General features: G+C 63.2%; 17 protein-coding genes. 10 read left to right on the top strand and 7 right to left on the bottom strand.

Annotated elements, in window-relative coordinates; all coding sequences use genetic code 11:
• Positions 1 to 10 precede the first annotated feature (10 nt).
• The 7 genes from TU79_RS23240 to TU79_RS23270 all read right to left on the bottom strand — a co-directional run bounded on the left by TU79_RS23240 (position 11) and on the right by TU79_RS23270 (position 7,809).
• Positions 11 to 1,033 (bottom strand): ABC transporter permease, encoded by a 1,023-nt coding sequence (locus TU79_RS23240; RefSeq protein ID WP_057010179.1) that lies wholly within the window; start codon positions 1,031 to 1,033, stop codon positions 11 to 13.
• Positions 1,033 to 2,091: a microcin C ABC transporter permease YejB gene (locus TU79_RS23245; RefSeq protein WP_057010180.1), complete on the bottom strand. Its 1,059-nt coding sequence runs from the start codon at positions 2,089 to 2,091 to the stop codon at positions 1,033 to 1,035. The genes TU79_RS23240 and TU79_RS23245 overlap by 1 nt, the downstream gene beginning before the upstream one ends.
• Positions 2,091 to 3,950 (bottom strand): extracellular solute-binding protein, encoded by a 1,860-nt coding sequence (locus TU79_RS23250; protein ID WP_057010181.1) that lies wholly within the window; start codon positions 3,948 to 3,950, stop codon positions 2,091 to 2,093. The genes TU79_RS23245 and TU79_RS23250 overlap by 1 nt, the downstream gene beginning before the upstream one ends.
• A 126-nt stretch (positions 3,951 to 4,076) precedes the next feature.
• A complete protein-coding gene (locus TU79_RS23255; protein ID WP_057010182.1) occupies positions 4,077 to 4,358 on the bottom strand; it encodes a peptidylprolyl isomerase in 282 nt (93 codons plus the stop codon).
• Positions 4,359 to 4,518: 160 nt separating this feature from the next.
• Positions 4,519 to 5,367 (bottom strand): metal-dependent hydrolase, encoded by an 849-nt coding sequence (locus TU79_RS23260; protein WP_057010183.1) that lies wholly within the window; start codon positions 5,365 to 5,367, stop codon positions 4,519 to 4,521.
• 16 nt (positions 5,368 to 5,383) lie between these two features.
• Positions 5,384 to 6,274, bottom strand: coding sequence for an SDR family NAD(P)-dependent oxidoreductase (locus TU79_RS23265; protein ID WP_057010184.1), 891 nt, complete (start codon positions 6,272 to 6,274; stop codon positions 5,384 to 5,386).
• On the bottom strand, positions 6,271 to 7,809 hold the full coding sequence (locus TU79_RS23270) for a flavin-containing monooxygenase (protein ID WP_057010185.1): 1,539 nt from the start codon (positions 7,807 to 7,809) through the stop codon (positions 6,271 to 6,273). The genes TU79_RS23265 and TU79_RS23270 overlap by 4 nt, the downstream gene beginning before the upstream one ends.
• Positions 7,810 to 8,010: 201 nt before the next feature.
• Between TU79_RS23270 and TU79_RS23275 the strand changes: the two genes are divergently transcribed.
• The 10 genes from TU79_RS23275 to TU79_RS23320 all read left to right on the top strand — a co-directional run bounded on the left by TU79_RS23275 (position 8,011) and on the right by TU79_RS23320 (position 21,322).
• Positions 8,011 to 9,051 carry an alpha/beta fold hydrolase gene (locus TU79_RS23275; RefSeq protein ID WP_057010186.1) on the top strand — a complete coding sequence of 347 codons (1,041 nt, stop codon included), beginning with the start codon at positions 8,011 to 8,013 and terminating at the stop codon, positions 9,049 to 9,051.
• A 183-nt stretch (positions 9,052 to 9,234) separates the two neighbouring features.
• Positions 9,235 to 10,515, top strand: a complete 1,281-nt coding sequence (locus tag TU79_RS23280; protein ID WP_057010187.1) for an alkane 1-monooxygenase — start codon at positions 9,235 to 9,237, stop codon at positions 10,513 to 10,515.
• 58 nt (positions 10,516 to 10,573) lie between these two features.
• Entirely contained in the window at positions 10,574 to 11,068 is a 495-nt protein-coding gene (gene praA / locus TU79_RS23285; protein ID WP_057010188.1) for an alkane oxidation protein activator PraA, read from the top strand.
• 134 nt (positions 11,069 to 11,202) lie between these two features.
• Positions 11,203 to 11,706, top strand: a complete 504-nt coding sequence (praB, locus tag TU79_RS25740) for an alkane oxidation protein activator PraB (RefSeq protein ID WP_169793816.1) — start codon at positions 11,203 to 11,205, stop codon at positions 11,704 to 11,706.
• Between the two features lie 123 nt (positions 11,707 to 11,829).
• Entirely contained in the window at positions 11,830 to 13,239 is a 1,410-nt protein-coding gene (locus tag TU79_RS23295) for an outer membrane protein transport protein (RefSeq protein WP_057010189.1), read from the top strand.
• 154 nt (positions 13,240 to 13,393) lie between these two features.
• The gene (locus TU79_RS23300; RefSeq protein ID WP_057010190.1) at positions 13,394 to 15,946 is read left to right on the top strand and encodes an acyl-CoA dehydrogenase; all 2,553 of its coding nucleotides are present in this window, start codon (positions 13,394 to 13,396) and stop codon (positions 15,944 to 15,946) included.
• A 108-nt stretch (positions 15,947 to 16,054) separates the two neighbouring features.
• Positions 16,055 to 17,398, top strand: coding sequence for a 3-oxoacyl-ACP reductase (locus TU79_RS23305; protein WP_057010191.1), 1,344 nt, complete (start codon positions 16,055 to 16,057; stop codon positions 17,396 to 17,398).
• A gap of 3 nt (positions 17,399 to 17,401) precedes the next feature.
• Positions 17,402 to 18,292, top strand: a complete 891-nt coding sequence (locus TU79_RS23310; RefSeq protein WP_057010192.1) for a MaoC/PaaZ C-terminal domain-containing protein — start codon at positions 17,402 to 17,404, stop codon at positions 18,290 to 18,292.
• Complete coding sequence (locus TU79_RS23315; RefSeq protein ID WP_057010193.1) at positions 18,289 to 19,587, top strand: acetyl-CoA C-acetyltransferase; 1,299 nt, start codon at positions 18,289 to 18,291, stop codon at positions 19,585 to 19,587. Before TU79_RS23310 ends, TU79_RS23315 begins: the two co-directional genes overlap by 4 nt.
• Before the next feature lie 31 nt (positions 19,588 to 19,618).
• Positions 19,619 to 21,322, top strand: a complete 1,704-nt coding sequence (locus TU79_RS23320; RefSeq protein ID WP_057010194.1) for an AMP-binding protein — start codon at positions 19,619 to 19,621, stop codon at positions 21,320 to 21,322.
• Positions 21,323 to 21,556: the final 234 nt, after the last annotated feature.

Raw genomic sequence — 21,556 nt, forward strand, 5'->3', positions numbered from 1 at the left:
AGGCAGTCACTCATGAGCGGGGGTCGAAGGCATCCCGCAGGGCCTCGCCGATAAATACCAGCAGCGACAGGATCAGCGCCAGGGTAAAAAACGCCGTCAGGCCCAGCCACGGCGCCTGCAGGTTCTGCTTGCCCTGGGCGATCAACTCGCCCAGCGACGCACTGCCGGCGGGCATGCCGAAGCCGAGGAAATCCAGGGCGCTCAAGGTGGAAATCGCGCCGGTGAGGATAAACGGCAGGTAGCTCAACGTGGCGGTCATCGCATTGGGCAGGATATGCCGCCTGATGATCTTGCCGTCGCCCAGGCCCAGGGCACGCGCGGCCTTGACGTACTCCAGGTTGCGTCCGCGCAGGAACTCGGCGCGCACCACGTCCACCAGGGCCAGCCAGGAAAACAGCGCCATGATCCCCAGCAGCCACCAGAAATTGGGCTCCACAAACCCCGACAGGATGATCAGCAGGTACAACACCGGCAGCCCCGACCACACTTCAAGGATGCGTTGCCCAAGTAGGTCCACCCAGCCGCCGTAGTAACCCTGCAAGGCCCCGGCGGCTATGCCGATGGCCGCGCTGATGGCGGTGAGGGCCAACGCAAACAGGATCGATACGCGCGCGCCGAAAATCACCCGCGCCAGCACATCGCGGGACTGGTCATCGGTGCCCAGCCAGTTCACGGCCGAGGGCGGGCTGGGGGCAGGGCGGGTCAGTTCGTAGCTGGGCGTGTCGTCGCTGAACGGAATCGGCGGGAACAGCATCCAGCCGCCGTCCTGTTTGATCAGCTTTTGCACGTAATCACTGCGGTAGTCGGCCTGGAACGGCAACTGCCCGCCGAACTGTTGCTCGGTGTAGCGCTTGAACACCGGAAAATACAGCTCGTTCTTGAAGCTCAGCACCAGCGGTTTGTCGTTGGCGATCAGTTCGCCGCCGAGGGTAAGCAGGAACAGGCCGATAAGCAGCCACAGCGACCACCAGCCCCGGCGGTTTTTCTTGAAACGCTCGAAACGGCGGCGTGCCACGGGAGACAGGTTGAGCATCAGGCGTTCCTCGCGGTGAAGTCGATACGCGGGTCCACCAGGGTGTAGCAGAGGTCACCGATGAGTTTTATCAGCAGGCCGAACAGCGTGAAGATGAACAACGAGCCGAACACCACCGGGTAATCCCGCGACACTGCCGCTTCGTAGCTCATGCGGCCCAGGCCGTCGAGGGAAAAAATCACCTCGATCAGCAGCGAGCCGGCGAAGAACACGCTGATGAACGCCTGGGGAATGCCCGAAATCACCAGCAGCATCGCGTTGCGAAACACGTGGCCGTAAAGCACGCGGCGTTCGCTCAGGCCCTTGGCGCGGGCCGTCACCACGTATTGGCGGGTGATTTCATTGAGAAACGAGTTTTTGGTGAGGATGGTCAGCGTGGCGAACCCGCCGATCACCAGCGCGGTGACCGGCAGCACCAGGTGCCAGAAGTAGTCGGCAACCTTGCCCACGGTACTCAGTTCGTCGAAGTTTTCCGAGACCAGGCCACGCACCGGGAACCAGTTCAGCGAGGTGCCGCCGGCGAACACCACGATCAGGAACATCGCGAACAGAAACGCCGGCATCGCGTAGCCAATCACGATGGCGGTGCTGCTCCAGATATCGAAACTGCTGCCATGACGCACTGCCTTGCGGATGCCCAGGGGGATCGACACCAGGTAGGTGATCAAGGTGGCCCACAGGCCGAGGGAGATCGTCACCGGCATTTTTTCCAGGATCAGCTCAATCACGGTTTTGCCGCGAAAGAAGCTGTTGCCGAAGTCCAGTTGGGCGTAGTTCCTGAGCATCAGCCACAGACGCTCCGGGGCCGGCTTGTCGAAACCGTACTGCTTTTCGATGTCCTTGATCAGCTTGGGGTCCAGGCCTCGGCTGGCCCGCGAGGCGCTGATGCTTTCGCCCGCGCCGGCCCCCACGCCGCCGCCGCCAATGCCTTGCAGGTGGGCGATGGCCTGCTCCACCGGCCCACCGGGCGCGGCCTGCACGATGACGAAATTCACCAACAGGATGACCACCAGGGTCGGGATGATCAGCAGCAGGCGCCGCACGATATAGGCGAACATCAGCGGGCTCCTGCGCGTTTTTTCAGTTCGGCGTTCATTTGTTCATGGGTCAACGGCGTGGGGCTGATTTCCCACCAGGTTTCCAGGGCTTCGTCATTTTTGGCCTCGATGGCCGGCCGGCCGAAGCGGTTCCACCACGCGGCGGACGTGCCCGGCGGGTAGTAATTGGGAATCCACAGGTAGTTCCATTGCAGCACCCGATCCAGGGCGTGGGCGTAGGTGAGCATCTGCGCTTGGGTGTTTGCCTTGACCAGGCCTTTGATCAGGCTGTCGACGGCCGGGTCCTTGAGCACCATGTAGTTGTTGGCGCCGGGGTCATGGGCGGCCGCCGAGCCGAAGAAGTTGTACAGCTCCATCCCGGGCGAGGTGGTGACGGGAAAACCGGTGACGATCATGTCGTAGTCCCGCGCCATTACGCGGTTGACGTACTGCGAGGAGTCGATACGGCGAATGTTCAGGGTGATGCCGATCTGCGCCAGGTTGCGTTTGTAGGGCAGCAGCAGACGTTCCATGCCGGTCTGCGTGTTGAGGAAAGTGAATTCCAGCGGTTCGCCCTGGGCGTTCACCAGCTTGTCGCCCTCGGGTTTCCAGCCGGCCTCTTCCAGCAGGGCCAGGGCCTGCAGCTGTTTGTCGCGGATCACGCCGCTGCCGTCGGTGACCGGCGCCTTGAACACCTGGCTGAACACCTCGTCGGGCACCTGACCGCGCAACGGTTCGAGAATCGCCAGCTCCTCTTTGGTCGGCAACTGGGTCGCGGCCAACGGGCTGTTGGAGAAGTAGCTCTGCTGGCGGATGTAGAGGTTGTGCATCATCTGCCGGTTGGCCCACTCGAAGTCCCACAGCATCGCCAGCGCCTGGCGCACGCGGCGGTCCTTGAATATGGGATTTTGCACATTGAACACGTAGCCCTGGGCCGGTTGCGGCATCTCCCTGGCCAGGTGCGCGCGTTGCAGACGGCCGTCGTCCAGCGCCGGGCCGTTGTAGCCGATGGAATAACCGGTGGCGGAGAATTCACGGTTGAAATCATAGGCGCCGCCGCGCAGCACCTGGCGCGCCACTTCGGTGTCGCCAAAGTATTCCAGGCTCAGGTGATCGAAGTTGTACAGGCCACGGCTGACCGGCAGGTCCTTGCCCCACCAGTCGGGGTCGCGGGTAAAGGTGATAGTGCTGCCCGAATCGATCTTGCTGACCTTGTACGGGCCGCTGCCCAGGGGCGCTTCATAGCCGCCGCCGTTGGCGAAGTCGCGGGTTTTCCACCAGTGCTCCGGCAATACCGGCAGGGTGGCCAGATCAAGGGGCAGGGTGCGATTCTCGTTGCTGGAAAAGTCGAAGCGCACCTGGCGCTCGCCTTCGACCACTACCTGTTTGACATCGGCGAACAGCGTGCGAAAACGCAGGCTGCCCTGGGTCATCAGCAGGTCGTAGCTGTAGCGCACGTCTTCGGCGGTGATCGGTGTGCCGTCGGCAAACCGCGCCTTGGGGTTGAGGTAAAAACGCAATGACAGGCCATCGTCGGCGCGTTCCATCTTTTCCGCCACCAGGCCATAGACCGTGTAGGGCTCATCCAGCGAGCGCTGGGCCAGCGGGGAGTAGAGCCAGCCGTCGATCTGGGACACGCCGATGCCTTTGTCGATATAGGGCAGCACATGGTCGAAACGCCCAATCTCCAGTGCCGAACGGCGCAAGGTGCCGCCCTTGGGCGCATCGGGATTGGCATAGTCGAAGTGGCTGAAACCTTCGGCGTATTTGGCCGGCTCGCCATAGACCGTCAGGTAGGGCTGCGGGGCTGCGGTCACGGCCGTGCTGGCCAGCAGCAGGGCCAGGATGGAACTGAGCAGTGGGGGGAACGCCAATCGCATGGTCAGCCTTGAGCGCCGGGTAAGGAATGAGGGCTGTACGTTAGCGGCTTACGGGTCGCCCGTCACCCCATGCACAACGGCCCACCAAAAGGTGGGCCGTCGTTTAGTGCATCAGCGCGGGCAGGATCAGTCCTGGCGGCTGGTGACTTCCAGCAGGTGGTAGCCGAACTGGGTTTTCACCGGGCCTTGCACGGTGTTGACCGGGGCGCTGAACACCACGCTGTCGAATTCCTTGACCATCTGGCCCGGACCGAACGACCCCAGGTCGCCGCCCTGACGGCTGGATGGGCAGCTGGAGTTGGCTTTGGCGATTTCTGCGAAATCGGCGCCGCCTTCGATTTGGGATTTCAGTTCGTTGCACTTTTCTTCAGTGGAAACGAGGATGTGGCGGGCGGTGGCTTTGGCCATGTGAGATAACTCCTTGATGTAAAAAGGGTGAGCGTACTGGATTCAGGTGGTTATTTGTTGGCAAAGTTCCACGGGGTTTTCGATTGGGCGGACGAGCGCGCGCCGGTCCTGTGGCGCGCCCGCTCGCCACAGGAATAGTCAACGCGGTGTTTGATGGGTTTTACAGGCTGGCCGACTCATAGGTAGTGCGGGTCTGTTCGATCTCTTCGACCAGCCCATCGATGCCCGCGAGGCGGGCGCGGTTGTCATGGTCCCAGGGGTGAAAACCGGGTTTGAAGTAATGCAGCCACGGCACCAGCATTCGCGGGAATACGCCTTTGGGGCCGTAGAGGAATTTGCACATGCGCCAGAACCCCTTCAAATGACCGCCGGCCTTGCGGTCGGCAAACAGCAGGCGTACGTGGAAATCCAGCACCACCAGCCAGAAAAACAGGGTCGTGAACAGCATGGTGCCGGTGCGCAGCAGATAACGCTTGGGGCCGGGCTTGATGACGCGGTTCCAGACATCGAATGCCACGGCCTTGTGCTCGGTTTCTTCAAGGGCGTGCCAGTACCACATCTGCTGGTAGCCCTTGAGTGAATCGCCGAAGCGCGAAGGGTCGCTGAGGAGAATTTCCGCGAGCATCGCGGTGTAGTGCTCAAGGGCGATGGTCACCGCCAGGTTGAAGGACGGCGGCAGGTGTTTTTTTTGCAGGTCGAGGATCACCTTGAGGCGGCGGTCCAGCTTATGCGCCGGCAATCCCGCATCCTCCAGCAGGTTGTTGTAGGCCACGTGTTCGCGGCTGTGCATGGCTTCCTGGCCGATAAACCCCTGGATTTCCTTTTTCAGCGCGGGGTCGTCGATGCGCGAGCGGTAGTGGCGCACGCTGTCCATGAAGAACAGCTCGCCCTGGGGAAACAGCAGCGACAGCGCATTGAAGAAATGCGTGACGAACGGGCCTTGTTCATGCCAGTTCTTGATGCGCTCGGCAGGCAAGGCAAAACGGATATCGCGACGGATAGGCAACATGGTGCGTGCTCCTTTTTCAGAGACGGGGCTCGTCGTTGGGTTCGAACACTGGCCGGCGCGGTTTGGGCGCCATGCGTTTGCTGGCGAACACCACCAGCGCCTGGTAGGCGGCCGGCAGGCAACGGGCGAGCAGGTCGAGGAAATACGCGTCGCGGCCGATCAGCACGCGGCGCTTGTTTTTGCGCACGCCTTGCAGGATCACCCTGGCGGCCTGGTCGGCGTCGGTGATGAAGAGTTTTTCGAAGTCGGCGCGGGCCTGTTGCTCGCTGTGGATCAGAAAGCCGGTCATGTTCGCGTCGATGCGGCTGCTGCGGCAGATGTCGGTGCGGATGCCACCGGGGTGCACGCAGGTGGCGGACACCCCGCAGCGTTGCAGATCCAGCTCCTGGCGCAGCGCTTCGGTAAAGCCGCGTACGGCAAACTTGCTGGCGTTGTAGCCGCTCATGCCGGGCTGGGCGAACAGCCCGAACACGCTTGAGGTATTGATGATATGGCCGTTGCCGCTGGCCTTGAGGTGCGGCAGGAACGCTTTGGTGCCGTGCACCACGCCCCAGAAGTTGATGCCGATGATCCATTCCAGGTCGCTGTAGCTCACGCCTTCGACGGTGCTCGACAACGCCACGCCGGCATTATTGAACACCAGGTTGACCGCGCCATGCTCCGCCACGCAGCGCGCGGCCCAGTCGTTCACAGCCTGGCGGTCGGACACATCCAGCACTTGGCTGGTGACCTGCACCGGCGACACGGTCGAAGACCGGATCAGCGTCACGGTGTGCTCCAGGCCTTCGCGGTTAATGTCCGCCAGTGCCAGATGACAACCTTCGCGCGCCAGCGCCAGGGCCAATGCGCGGCCCATGCCGGACGCCGCGCCGGTGATGGCCGCCACGCGGCCGTTGAATGACTTCATGACAGGCTGCCTTCTGCAGTGGAATGGGGCGCAGGCGTTGCGCGCGTGGGCGCCGGGACGGGGGCCAGGTCGACCCCGTAGTCCTTGAGCGCAAAGTGCCGGGTGAGCTGCCTGAAGCGCCAGGTCGAGCCCGGCCATAACGTGGTGTTCTTGCCGGTGCGCGGGTCGAGGTACCAGCTCTGGCAGCCGCCGGTGTTCCAGATGGTGCGCTGGAGCCTGTTCTGCAATTGGTTGTTCCAGGCCTGTTCGACGGCAGGCTTGACGTCCACCGTGGCGATGCGTTTGCGCTGCATCTGTCGCAACGCATCGAGGATGTAGGCGACCTGGGCCTCGATCATCAGAATCATCGAGTTGTGCCCCAGCCCGGTGTTGGGCCCGACAATCAGGAACAGGTTTGGATAGCCCGGCACCGTGGTGCCTTTATAGGCATGCGCACCGTCGTGCCAGGTGTCCATCAGGTCGACGCCGTGGCGCCCGATGATGCAGTCGCGGGGCAGGGGATCGCTGGCCTGGAAACCAGTGCCGAAGATCAGGCAGTCGACCGGGTGCTTGATGCCGTCGGCGGTGACGACGCCGTCGGCTTCGATGCGCAGCACCGGGTCGGTCACCACCTCGACATTGCTGCGCGACAGCGCCGGGTAGTAGTCGTTGGAGATCAGCACGCGCTTGCAGCCGATGGTGTAGTCCGGCGTGAGGGTCTTGCGCAGGGACGGGCGCGCGACCTGCCTGCGCAAATGACGCAGGGCGATTTTCTGCACCATTTTCATCAGCCGCGGATGCAGGGCAAAGCCCACCACGCGGCCTTCGAGCGCCCAGTAAAAGGCGCTGCGGACCAGCCGCTGGGTGAAGGGCAGGTGTTTGAACAGCCAGCGTTCGGCGGCGGAAATCGGTCGGTCGGGCTTGGGCATGATCCACGGCGGGGTGCGCTGGAACAGGTCCAGGTGCGCCACCTGCGGTGCAATCTGCGGCACGAACTGGATGGCACTGGCCCCGGTGCCGATCACTGCGACACGCTTGCCCTTCAGGGAATAGTCATGGTCCCACTGCTGGGAGTGGAAGCGTTTGCCCTTGAAACTCTCCAGACCCGGAATGTCCGGCAACGCCGGGCGCGACAAGCCGCCCATGCCCGACACCAGCACCCGCGCGCTCACCTGACGACCATCGCTGAAGCTCAGCTGCCAGCGCTGCTGGTGTTCATCAAACACGGCGCGTTGCAGGCCCATGCCGAACCGCAGGTAGGGCGCCAGCTCAAAGCGCTGCGCGCATTGTTCGAGGTAGGCGCGGATCTCGGCCTGCGGCGCAAATTGCCGCGACCAGTGCGGGTTGGGCGCAAACGAAAACGAGTACACGTGGGACTGCACATCGCAGGCGCAGCCGGGGTAGTGGTTGTCGCGCCAGGTACCGCCGAGGGTCTGGGCCTGTTCGGCAACAAAGAAATCGTCGAAGCCTTCCTGCTTGAGCTGGATGGCCATGCACAGGCCGGCGAAGCCTGAGCCGATGATGGCGATGTCGATGGATTCACGCTGGGTATTCATGGGCAGTCCCTCGTGGGCATCGGGTGCGCTCCTGTTTTTTGGATGAAACACCATTGCAAAGTAAATTTGAATTACATATTTTAAAAAAGATTTTAAATAATCTACCTGAAAAATTCGCCCACGCCAGGACCATGTTTGGTATGTGCGCCTTGTCCGACGGACGCGCACGTTATGAATGACGCCCGGCAGCAGGCAGGGACGATGGCTGAGGCCTTGATCAATACCGGTCGGGTCGCCGGCTCCAGGGACGCGGAGGACGAAGCGATGGCTGTCGAATGGGGTGTGGCTGCAGCGGTGTTTGCCGCTGCAAGCGCGGTGTTGTGGGGCTTGAGTGCCTGGATGACGCGGCGCATAGAAGCGGCCGTGCCGCGCAACGGGCGGGTGGTGGAGGTCAATGGCGAGCGCTTTCATTATGTCGAGGAAGGCAGCGGCCCTGCGCTGGTGATGATTCACGGCCTGATGGGCAGCAGTCGCAACCTCACCTATGCCTTGTCTGGCCGGTTGAGTGCGCACTTTCGCGTGATCAGCCTCGACCGCCCGGGCTCCGGCTATTCCACCCGTGGCAAAGGCACGGCGGCGGACCTGCCAGCCCAGGCGCGGCAGATCAGCGACCTTATAAACATTCTGGGCCTGGATAAACCGCTGGTGCTGGGTCATTCCCTGGGCGGCGCGATTGCCCTGGCGCTGGCGCTTGATCATCCCGAGACGGTGTCCGGCTTGATTCTGGTGGCGCCGCTGACCCATCCCCAGCGCCTGTTGCCGCCGGTGTTCCTGTCCCTGGCCGTGCGTCCGGCATGGTTGCGCCGCTGGGTCGCGCACACGCTGACCTTGCCTGTCGGCCTGTTGACTCAACGCTCGGTGGTCAAGGGCGTGTTCGCGCCCGATGCCGCACCGGCCGATTTCGCCACCCGGGGCGGTGGCTTGCTGGGCATGCGTCCGGATAATTTTTACGCGGCTTCTACCGAGATCAACCAGGTCAACGCTGACCTGCCGCACATGGTGGCGCGCTATCCGCAGCTGACCCTGCCCATCGGGCTGATTTACGGCACGCGGGACACGGTGCTCGACTTGCGCAAACACGGCCAGGCCCTCGCCAGCAAGGTGCCCGGGCTCAAGCTGCAAGTGGTGGAGGGCGCTGGGCACATGCTGCCGATTACCGCCACCGAACGCGTGGCGACCCTGGTAGAGCAGGTCGCCAAAAGACTGCCCGGTCACACAAAAAGGCTTCAAGAATTTAGTTGACGACCTAACTATTCCGCGCTATTTATTTAAAAAAATTATTTCAATGTGTAATTTGAAACAGTTTTTGAAATGCCTAAGAGCGAATAAAATAATGAAAAAAACGCCTTTTATCGCATGGCTGACTGCCGCAAGCCGTCGGCGCTCCATGAACCCGTCTGCCGCACAGTGCGCGCGGAGGCTGTCATGAATCAGACCCTGACAGCCCCCGGCGTGTGGACCGACGGCAAGCGCTACCTGTGGTGGCTGGGCATCATGCCGCTGGCCACGCCCTTGCTCTCTGGGGCACTGGCCATCGCCACCGGCGTTCAATCGTTGTGGTGGGTGGGTGTGCTGGTGATCTTCGGCCTGATCCCTCTGATCGACGGGCTGCTCGGCGAAGACGTCAGCAACCCGCCCGAGTCCGCCGTCAACCACCTCGAAAGCCAACGCTACTACCGCTGGATCGTTTACATCGGCGTGCTGTTCGTGATCGCTTCGGTGGTGGTCACCGGCTGGCTCGCGGCCGGCGGCATCGACTGGATCATCAACGGTGGCCTGCTGCGGGCCACCGCCACGCTGGATCCCGCCAGTGGGTTGGCAAGCGCCGCCGCCTTTATTACCGCGCGTACCGAGCTGCACGGCGCAATCAGTTGGTTCACCTACCTGGGCATGGCGATGTCCACCGGCGCGGCCACCGGCATTGCCATCAACACCGCCCATGAACTGGGCCACAAGCCTCGTCCGCTGGAGGTGTTCCTGGCCAAGGTGACCCTGGCGCCGACCTTCTACGGGCATTTTTACACCGAACACAACCGTGGCCATCACGTGCGGGTTGCCACGCCTGAAGACCCTGCCAGTTCGCGGCTGGGCGAAAGTTTCTGGGCATTCCTGCCGCGCTCGGTGTGGTTCAGCGCCCGCTCGGCGTGGAACCTGGAGCGTGAACGCCTGCGCAAACTCGGCCTGCCGGCCTGGCACTGGAAAAACGCCGTGCTCAGCGCGTGGATGTACAGCGTGGTGTTGTGGGGCGCGATGATTGCCTGGCTGGGTGCTGCGGTGATTCCGTTTCTGATCATTCAGGGCGTGTACGGCTTCTCGTTGCTGGAGGTGGTCAACTATGTCGAGCACTACGGCCTCAAGCGCCAGAAGTTGCCCAATGGCCGTTATGAACGCTGCTCGCCGCGCCATTCGTGGAACAGCAACCGTATTGTCACCAATATCTTTCTGTTCCAGTTGCAACGGCATTCGGATCATCACGCCAACCCCACCCGCAGTTACCAGTCGCTGCGTCACTTCGATGAGTCGCCGCAACTGCCCTACGGCTACGCCAGCATGATCGTGTGGGCCTACGTGCCCTACCTGTGGCGCCGCCGCATGGACCACCGCGTGCTCAATCATTACGCCGGTGACGTCGCGCTGACCAATCTTCAACCGTCACAGCGCGCCAAGTATCTGCACCTGTACGGTCGCAGCGCTGCACCGATGTGAAGTTGCAAGCACCTTGTATGACCCGAATAACAATAATTTCAAGGGAAGGATATCCACCATGCAAACACCTGCCAGGTTCATCTCTTCTATCGTTCTGGCCGCGTTGGGCCTGATCGTCTGCCACCAGGCCCAGGCCGCGCGCATCGAGCCCGCGGGCAGCGCCTTCACCGCCCAGGGCCCGATCAGTTTTTCCAAGGGCAAGCTGATCAGCGCCGACTGCACCATCAAGGTCGCCGGCAAGGTCGCGGCCGATGGCTCCTCGGTGAATGTCGACAAGGTCGAGTTCGACGGCGGCCTCAAGTGCGGCCGCGTCGAGGCCATCAACCTGCCCTGGGTGCTGATCGCCCGGGACACGCAAAGCGGCTCCATGTCCGGGATCAGCGTCGACGTGCATGCCTTCGGCCTGGGCGGCAAGTGCGGCCCGTCAACCGCCGATGGCACCTGGGATAACGCCACCGGCAAGCTGGAGGCCCGCGATGTGCCGATTGGCGAGGAGTGCAGGATCAAGTCAGTGTCGATCAAGATGCCGCCCACTTTCAAAGTGGTCGACTGAGTATTCCGATTTGTTAACGCGGTAAATGCATTGAAATTTGGCTGGAAAGGGACGTTCTGCAGTTTCACCGTGACTTCTCGTTCATGGCCATTACCCCTGGCGAAATGATTCGCCATAACATGTGAGGAAAAACAATGAAAAGCTTGAAAACCCTCGTTTGTGCAACTTCGTTTGCGCTGTGCCTTGGCGCGGCGTCGATGGCTAATGCGGCAACTATCGCACCCGCCGGTGCCGGCTTCTCGACAGCAGGCTCCATCACGGTGACGTCACCTGCCTCCCTGAACCTGCCGGTCACCTGCAACATCACCTTCACCGGCACCGTCGCAGCGAACGGTGCGAGTGCCGCCATCACTGGCGCATCGGTCAGTGGCTCCAACTCCCTGTGCAGCGTGCCAGTGCTGCAAGGCTTGCCCTGGACGCTGAGCGTCGCCAGCGGTGGCCCGAATGCGTTCACCGGAACCGTGTCCGGGGTGAACTTCAAGATCCTCAACGACTGCTCGAGCGCGCCGGTGACCATCGCGGTGAACTGGAGCAACTCCACCAACACCTTGAGCGTGCCGAGCGCCCAGACCGTGGGTCGCTGCAAGATCACTGCACTGACTGCCGTGCCGAACCCTGCGTTCACCGTGACGCCCTGAGGGCCCGGAGCGCTTGACGTGATGATCACACGTTGAAACACGCAAGTGCCTCGCAAGGGGCACTTGTTGCGGCAGGCCAGGTCGGGACAGCCGATCCTGGAGGATAAAAATAAGGAGTGGAGCATGAATAATAAGAAACGGCAGGCCCGCGCATTATTGAGCCTGGCAGTCCTCGGCGGCCTTATCGGTGTAACGGGTCAGACGCAAGCCGGCGGCTTTGGAACGCCGACCTTCGGCGCTCCCGGATGGGGGCGCGCCTTCGGTGGCGGCTCGCTGTTCCAGAACGATCCTTCGGCGGCCTATAACAACCCGGCGGCGATGGCGTTTATCGATCACAACATCTCGCAGTTCACCGTTGATTACGCGCGTATCAACGTCAAGTACAAGGGCACGGCCAAGGATTACGCAGGCAATGCGCCCGCCAGCGTCGACCCCACGGATTTCAGTTCCACGCCCCGCACCGGCGACGGTGGCCAGGGCGGCTTTACCGCATGGTTGCCAACCGGCTTTATGGTAATGCCAATCAACGATCGCTTTGCCTTCGGCTTGAGCCAGGTGGTGCCGATGGGTGCGCGCACCACGTGGGACCAGGACTGGATCGGCCGCGACTTTGCCGTCGATACCCGCATTGAAACGGTGGGTGTCACCGGCTCGTTATCGTTCAAGGTCAACGATCAGTTCTCGCTGGGTGGCGGCGCCATCGTGCAGCACACCAAAGGTTTTGTAAGCCAGAACCTTGACCTGTATTCGGCCGCGGCGCTGTCGCCGAACATCGGTCTGCCGTTCCCCTCAGGCGTAGGCTCCGCGCTGATGCGCGTGAAGGTGGATAACACCTCCGTGGGCTGGTTTGCCGGTGTGGTCTGGAAACCGACCGAGTTCGACACCCTGGGCCTGAACTACCACGCAAAAATCAAGAACAAGCTGGAGGGCAAATACAACATCTACGCCGACGAGGCCAACAGGACACTGATTGAAAGCGGCCTGCCATCGCTGGCTTATCCCGGGCTGAACCTCAACGCCAACGGCGCCAACGCTTCGGCGCAATTGGACGTGCCGGCCAATGCCTCCGTTGACTGGGTCCACCAGTTCAATGACCGCCTGACCTTGGGGGCCAGCGTCACCTGGACCCAGTGGTCGTCGTTCAAGGCGCTGACATTGAAGTCCGACGGCCAGCAAATCGTGTCGATTCCCTATAACTACAAGGACACCTGGATGGTGTCGCTGGGTGGTGACTACAAATTCACCGATGACTTCACCTTCCGCGCTGGCGTGGCCACCGACCAGACGCCCACGCGCAACTCCACGCGTGACCCGCGTATCCCGGACGGGGACCGGATTTTCGCGTCCCTGGGCTTCGGCTACAACATTCGCGCCATTCCCGGTTTGAGCATCGACGGTGCCTATTCGCGGCAATTCGTCGAAAAAGCCAAGCTCAGGACGCAAAACCAGGATCGCCTCGGTGGGGCCACGCTGGACGGCAAGGCCGATGCGAAGGGCGAAGTGGTCAGCCTGTCGGCGACTTACGCGTTCTGATGCTGTCGCCATGGGTCGCGCGGGCGATCCATGGCGAAGCAATCGAGTAACAGGCGGCTGACCGGGTTGGCTGCTTTTTTTGGCTCAAGCATTAAATAAAAATTTCAAAGTTTAATTTGAATTTGCTCCATCCTGAAATCGAGAGAGGTGTCCCATGGTTATCTGGTTATTGGTGGGTGTCGCCGCCGCGATTGTTCTGGCGTATCGACAAGCCGCCGCCGCGCTGTGGCTCGGCACTGGCCTGGCATGGCTGGCGATGGGTTACCTGTTCAGCGTGGTAGCGCGTGTGGGCATCACCGTCGCGGCACTGCTGGTGGTAGTGCCCGCGCTGCTGCTGGCGATCAAACCCCTGCGCCGTGCGCTGTTGACCGGCAAGGCGCTGGCGCTGTTTCGCACGATCATGCCGGCGATGTCCGACACCGAGCGGGCGGCCATCGAGTCCGGCACCGTGTGGTGGGACGCCGAGCTGTTCAGCGGCAAGCCCGACTGGCAGCGCCTCTTGAGAGCCGCGCCGGCCAGCCTGAGTGCTGAAGAGCAGGCCTTTCTCGACAACGAAGTCGAAACCCTGTGCGACATCGCCAACGACTGGGAAACCACCCAGGTCTGGCAGGACATGTCCCCCGAAGCCTGGCAGTACACCAAGGACGCCGGGTTCCTCGGCATGATCATTCCCCGGCAGTACGGCGGCAAAGGCTTCTCCCACTACGCCCATTCGCAGGTGGTGATGAAGTTGTCGACCCGCTGCTCGGCGGCGGCGATTTCGGTGATGGTGCCCAACTCCCTGGGCCCGGCCGAACTGCTGCTGCATTACGGCACCGATGCCCAGCGCAACTACTACTTGCCGCGCCTGGCGCGGGGCGAAGATATCCCGTGCTTTGCGCTGACCAGCCCGTATGCCGGCTCCGATGCCGGCGCGATTCCCGACCTCGGCATCGTCTGCAAAGGCCTGCACGAGGGCCAGGAAGTCCTTGGCTTCAAAGTCACCTGGGACAAGCGCTATATCACCCTGGGGCCCATCGCCACGGTGCTCGGCCTGGCATTTCGCGCCGAAGACCCCCAGGGCCTGCTCGGCGCGCCGGGCGCGCTGGGCATCACCTGCGCGCTGATCCCCACCGCGCATCCCGGGGTGAACAGCGGCCGTCGCCACTGGCCGTTGAACGCGGTGTTCCAGAACGGCCCCACCACCGGCAAGGATGTGTTCATTCCGCTGGAGTGGGTAATCGGCGGTCGCGAACAGGTCGGCAATGGCTGGCGCATGTTGATGGAATGCCTGGCGGCGGGGCGCGCGATTTCGCTGCCATCGGCCAACGTCGGCCTGGGCAAGGTTGCAGTGCGCGGCACCACGGCGTACGCGGCGATGCGCAAGCAGTTCGGTCTGCCCATCGGCAAGTTCGAAGGGGTGCAGGCGCCGCTGGCGCGCATGGCCGGGCATCTGTATGCCTGCGATGCGGTGCGCAAGGTGTCGGTGGCGTCGCTGGATGCCGGGGAGAAGCCCTCGGTGATTTCGGCCATCGCCAAGTACCACGTCACCGAGCGTGCGCGGATGATCGTCAACGACGGCATGGACATCGTCGCGGGCAAGGGCATCTGCATGGGCCCCAACAACTTCCTGGCCCGCGCCTACCAGCAAAGTCCCATCGCCATCACGGTGGAAGGCGCGAACATCATGACGCGTTGCCTGATCATCTATGGCCAGGGCCTGATTCGTTGCCATCCCTATGTGTTTCGCGAGATGGAAGCCGCGCGCAACCCGGACCGGCGCAAGTCGCTGGAAGCGTTCGACAGCGCGATGTTCGGCCATATCAGCTTTGTGCTGGCCAACACCGTGCGCGCGGCGGTGCATGGGCTGACCGGCGGCCGCCTGATTGCCGCACCCGCACATACCGAGCCCGCGCTGGCGTGCTACTACCGCCAGGCCAATCGTCTGTCGGTGGTGCTGGCGCTGGTGTCGGACGTGTCCATGGGCGTGCTCGGCGGTGCCCTCAAGCGCAAGGAAAGCATCACCGGGCGCCTGGGCGATGTGCTGTCGCAGTTGTACATCCTGTCCTGCGTGCTCAAGCGCTTTGAAGACGACGGCCGGCCCCAGGCGGACCTGCCGTTGGTGCACTGGTCGGCCCGTGATGCATTGCTGCGGGCCCACGAAGCGTTGGCCGAAGTGCTCGATAACTACCCGTCCAAAGCGGCGGCAGCGCTGCTGCGCGGCTTGAGTTTTCCGTTGGGCATTCCCCAGCGCAAACCGTCCGATCGCCTGCTGGCCGAGGTCGCCGACCTGGTGCAGACGCCCTGCGAAACCCGCGACCGTTTGCTCGCCGATTCCTATATTCCCCGGCCGGAAATCGACAAGCTGGCTTACGGTGAATTGGGGTTCCGGTTGTTGCCTCAACTGGAGTTGATCGAGGCGCGGCTCAAGCCTGCGATCAAACAGGGCCTGCTCGAACCGATGCCGATTGCTGCCACGGCCTTTACCGCCTGGCGCGTCAAGGCACGGGCGCTGGACCTGATCAGCGACGACGAAGACACCCTGCTCGGGCGCTACGTGGAATACGCCGACCACGCCATCCAGGTGGACGACTTCGCGCAGGACTTCGGTTTGCTGGAGGCGCTGCAGCAACGCAAGCAAGCGCTGGAACCGGCCAAAGTGGCGAGCGGGCTTGCCCCGCGTTGGGCGGCGAAGCAGCCCCAAAACCAGCCCACGCGCAGTGCCTGATACCACGCATTCGTCTTACGGGGGCTGCTCCGCCGCCCAACGCGGGGCAAGCCCGCTCGCCACAGAGGCCTGTGGCAGTTTTCGAATAGTGTGCAAGGAAATGTATTTATGAGTGACCGCTACCTTTCGTTCGTCAATTCCCCCTGGGGGCGCCGCGTGGCCCAGGCCGCCGGCCTGCCGCAACCCGTGCCTTTGCTGCGCCATCGCAGCGGTCAGGCCGCGTTGGTCAATCCGGTGATCGTCGCCGGGGCAGGGCGGCTGGTCGAGCAGGTGCAACGCCTTTTCACGGCCACCGACACCGTCGCTGCCACCCCGGCGACGCTCAAGGCGCCGTCGACGGTGAAGGTGCAGGGCGCGGTGTTCGACGCCACCGGCGTGGTCGACGTGCAGCAGCTCGACGCGCTCTACGCATTCTTCCACGCCAATGCCCGGCGCCTTGGCCCGCAGTCTCGGGTGGTGGTGCTCGGCACTGCGCCGGAACACTGCCAGGCTGCGCCGCAGTCCATCGCCCAACGCGCCCTTGAGGGCCTGGTGCGCTCGCTGGCCAAGGAGCTGCACCGGGCCATTACCGTGCAGTTGATCTACGTGGCGCCGGGCGCCGAAGACGCGCTCGACAGCAGCCTGCGGTTTTTCCTGTCGCGCCGCTCCGCGTATGTCTCGGGGCAAGTGGTGCGCCTGGAGAAACCGGTGGACGGCCAGGTCGCGGTCGACTGGAACGCGCCCTTCGCCGGTCGCCGCGCGTTGGTGACCGGCGCCAGCCGGGGCATCGGCCTGGCCATCGCCCAGGTGCTGGCGCGGGACGGCGCCCACGTGGTGTGCGTGGATGTGCCCCAGGCCCGGGATGCGTTGCAACAAGCGGCGAGCAGCGTGGGCGGCGCGGCCCTGACGCTGGACATCACCGCCGCGGATGCCGCCGCATCGTTGCAGGACCATATCAGCCAGCACGGCGCCTTTGATGTGGTGGTGCACAACGCCGGGATCACCCGCGACAAGACCATCGCCAAAATGAGCGAAGACGCCTGGCGCAGTGTGCTCGCCGTCAACCTGCAAGCGCCGTTGCAATTGAGTCAGGCGCTGCTCGACCATCAGGGGGTGAACCCGGGCGGGCGCATCATCTGCGTGTCGTCGATTTCCGGTATCGCCGGCAACCTGGGACAGAGCAATTACGCCACCTCCAAGGCGGGGGTGATCGGTCTGGTGCAGGCGCTGGCCCCCCAGGCGGCTGCGCAGCAGGTGACGGTGAATGCGGTGGCGCCCGGGTTCATCGAAACCCGCATGACCGCGAAGATTCCGCTGATGATCCGCGAAGCGGGGCGGCGCATGAATTCGCTGTCCCAGGGCGGTCAGCCCATCGACGTGGCCGAGACCATCGCCTGGCTGGCCCATCCGGCCTCGGGCGGGGTCAATGGCCAGGTGGTGCGGGTGTGCGGCCAAAGCCTGCTGGGAGCCTGAGCCATGGACTACGTGACGCAGATCATCGACCCGCCACCGTCGCGCACCCGACTGCTGCTGGACGGCGTGCGCGCCTTGCGCAAGCCCGCGCTCGACGGTGCGCCGCCGTTGCCCACTCAGCGCCTGGTGCGTTCGGCCGTGGAGCTGTCACCTGCCGGCATCGCCGCCTATGGCCGTGCCTGTGGTTTTCGACGCGAGCAGGGCGTGCCGCTGTCCTATCCCCACGTGCTGGCATTTCCCCTGCACCTGATGCTGCTGACCCGGCCGAGTTTTCCGTATCCGGCCAGCGGCATGGTGCACCTGGCCAACCGCATCCGTCAGCATCAGCGTTTGCACGAAGGCCAGGCCCTGCGCCTGGAAGTGTATTGCGAGCGCTGGGTGGCCCACCCCAAGGGTCAGGCGCTGAGCATCGCCACCCGCGCTTACGGCGCAGGCGCTCTGGTGTGGGAAAGCGACAGCCTTTACTTGCGCCGCGAGGTGGAAAATCCCGTCGGCGAGCTGTGGGACGACGCGTTGCCCTTGCAGGAAGAAGGCCTGTTGCGCACCCAGCGCTGGGTGTTGCCCGCCGACCTGGGACGTCGTTTCGCCAGGGTGTCGGGGGACTTCAATCCGATTCATACCTCGCTGATCGGCGCAAAAATCTTTGGTTTTCGCCGCGCCATCGCCCACGGCATGTGGACCTTGGGCCGGGCGCTGGCCGCCGGGCAACCTCCGGGCGGTCTCGCGGTGGCCGAGGCTCATTGCGACTTCAAATTGCCGATCTTCCTCCCCGGTCAGGTCGCGCTGTGGAGTCATCCGCTGAGCGGCCCGCGCCGGGCATTCGAAGTGCGCAACGTCGCGGGCGACAAGCCGCACATGCGCGGGCTGTTTATCTGGAAAGAGAACCTGGCATGAGTGACTACAGCTTTAACCCGGCGCCGACCCGCCGTGTGGCGATCATCGGCGGCAACCGCATTCCGTTCGCCCGTTCCAATACGGTGTATGCCGATGAGAGCAATCAGGATTTGCTGGTGGCCGCGCTGCAAGGCCTGGTGGATCGCTACAACCTGCACGGCCAGCGCCTGGGCGAGTTTGCCGCAGGCGCGGTGATCAAACATTCGCGGGATTTCAACCTGGCGCGCGAGTCGTTGCTGTCGACCACGCTGTCCCCTGAAACGCCTGCCTACGATGTGCAGCAGGCCTGCGGCACGGGGCTTGAAGCGGCGTTGCTGGTGGCGAATAAAATCGCCCTCGGTCAGATCGAGGTGGGCATTGCCGGCGGCGCCGACACCACCTCCGATGCGCCCATTGGCATCAATGAATCCCTGCGCCATGTGCTGCTGGCGGCCAATCGCGGCAAAGGCCTGGGCGACAAGCTGAAGGCGCTGCTCAAGGCGCGCCCGGCGATGCTGTTCAAGCCACTGCTGCCGCGCAATGGCGAGCCGCGCACTGGCCTGTCCATGGGTGAGCATTGCGAAGAAATGGCCAGGCGCTGGCAGATCAAGCGCCTGGCCCAGGACGAATTGACCCTCACCAGCCATCAGCGTCTCGATGCCGCCTACAAGCGTGGCTTTTTCGATGACCTGATCAGTCCCCATCGCGGCCTCGCGCGCGACAACAACCTGCGCGCCGATACCAGCCTGGAAAAACTCGCCGGCCTGGCGCCGGCCTATGACCGCGAGCACGGCACCCTCACCGCCGGCAACGCCACGCCGCTCACCGATGGCGCCTCGGTGGTGCTGCTGGCCAGCGAAGCCTGGGCCGCCGCCCATGGCTGGCCGGTGCTGGCCTACCTGCGCACCGGCGAGACGGCGGCGGTGAATTTCGTCGACGGCAGCGAAGGCCTGCTGATGGCCCCGGCCTACGCCGTACCGCGCATGCTCAAGCGTGAAGGGCTGAGCTTTGCCGATTTCGATTTCTTCGAGATCCACGAAGCATTCGCCGCCCAGGTGCTGTGCACGCTCAAGGCCTGGGAAGACCCCGACTATTGCCGCGAACGATTGGGCCTGGAGGCGCCGTTGGGCGCCATCGACCGCGCGAAGATGAACGTCAACGGCGGCTCGCTCGGCTGCGGTCACCCCTTTGCCGCCACCGGAGGCCGGCAACTCGCTGCGCTGGCCAAGGCCATCCATGAACGCGGCGGCGGGCGCGGCCTGATCTCGATCTGCGCAGCGGGCGGCCTGGGCATCACCGCCATCGTCGAAAAATAGCGCCACCCATAACAACAACAGGGAAACTGCCATGAACGCTATCAGCCTGGAACAGACCGAACGCATCTGGTTGAACGCTTACCTGCCCGGGGTTCCGGCAGACATTGAGGGCGATATTGAGGCCTACCCATCGTTGCGCGACGTGTTCCTCGAACACCTGGAAAAATTTCGCGAGCGCGTGGCCTACGTCAGCATCGGCACCGAGATGACGTACGCCGACTGGCAGGCTCAGGGCATTGCGTTTGCCGCCTGGCTGCAGGGCCAGGGCGTGAAAAAAGGCGACCGCGTGGCGCTGATGATGCCCAATTGTTTGCAATATCCGATCTGCCTGCTGGGCACGATCCTGGCCGGTGCGGTGGTGGTCAACGTCAACCCGTTGTACACCTCCCATGAGCTCAGGCACCTGCTCAAGGACAGTGGCGCCGAGACCGTGGTGATCTTCGAAAACTTCGCCCATACCCTGGAAAAAGTCATGGAGGGCAGCAGTGTCAAACGCGTGGTAGTGGCAGCCATCGGTGATCTGCTCGGCACCTTCAAGGGCGCGGCGATGAACTTCATCCTGCGCCGTGTGCAACAACAGGTGCCGGTGTTCAACCTGCGCGGTTCGGTGCGTTTCAACCAGGTGCTGAAACAGGGGCGGGCGCTCAATCACCTGCCGGTGCCGATGCAACGCGATGACCTGGCCTTCCTGCAATACACCGGCGGCACCACGGGGGACGCCAAGGGTGTGATGCTCAGCCACCGCAATATCATCGCCAACCTGTTGCAGGCCAAGGCCTGGGTCGGCGACCAACTGGACCAGGCGCAACAGCAAAGCAACGTGACGCTGTTGCCGCTGTACCACATCTTTTCCCTGACGGTGAACTGCCTGATGTTCATGTGCCTGGGCGGGCGCAATATCCTCATCGCCAACCCGCGGGACGTGAAGCGTGTGCAGATGATCCTGCGCAAGGAACGCTTCAACGGGATCGCCGGGGTGAACACGCTGTTCAACGGTTTGCTGGAGAACAAGGACTTCTGCGCGCGGGATTTTTCCGCCCTGCGCCTGGTGATCGCCGGCGGCATGGCCACCCACACCGCGGTGGCCAGGCGCTGGAAGGACGTCACCGGGCTGCCGATCATCGAGGGCTACGGCCTCACCGAATGCTCGCCGGTGGTGAGCATCAGCCCCATCGATATTTCACGCATGCGCGAGATGGAGTTCACCGGCAGCATCGGCGTGCCACTGCCGTCGACCTGGGTGCGGTTCGTGCGGGCAGACGGCGAGATTGCCGAGATTGGCGAGCCGGGCGAATTGCAAGTGCGCGGCCCGCAGGTGATGCAGGGTTACTGGAAGCGGCCCAAAGAAACGGCGGAGGTATTGGACGCGCAGGGGTGGTTGTCGACCGGGGATATCGGGGTGATGGATGAGCGTGGCTATATCCGTCTGGTGGATCGCAAGAAGGACATGATTCTGGTCTCGGGTTTCAATGTGTACCCCAACGAAATCGAAGACGTGGTGGCGATGCATCCCGGCGTGGCTGAAGTGGCGGCCATCGGGGTGGAGGATGGGGTGACCGGGGAGAGGGTCAAGATTATTGTGGTGCGCAAGGATCCGAGCTTGAGCCAGGCGCAGATTCTTGCGCATTGCCGGGAGTATCTGACGGGGTACAAGGTACCCAGGTATGTGGAGTTTCGAAGTACGGAGTTGCCCAAGACGACGGTGGGGAAGGTGTTGCGCAGGGCGTTGCGGTGAGCTTTTTGGCTGGGTTTACGGGAGCATATCCGTTATTTAGGTGATGGCGGCTGGCGGTTCCGCCCTCCCACAGTTGATCTCCATTCGGCTGTTGGATATCACACTGCTTTTGATCTGCTTTGCTTTGGCTTTTGATCTTAGGCGCCCCGTCAACCACGCTGGCCGCACGCAGGCTTGAATCCGTGGGTAACCCGGCAGGACGCCGGGTTAGCCGCGCTGGGCCAGGGATGGCCC

The organism is Pseudomonas trivialis, assembly GCF_001439805.1.
GTDB lineage: Bacteria > Pseudomonadota > Gammaproteobacteria > Pseudomonadales > Pseudomonadaceae > Aquipseudomonas > Aquipseudomonas trivialis.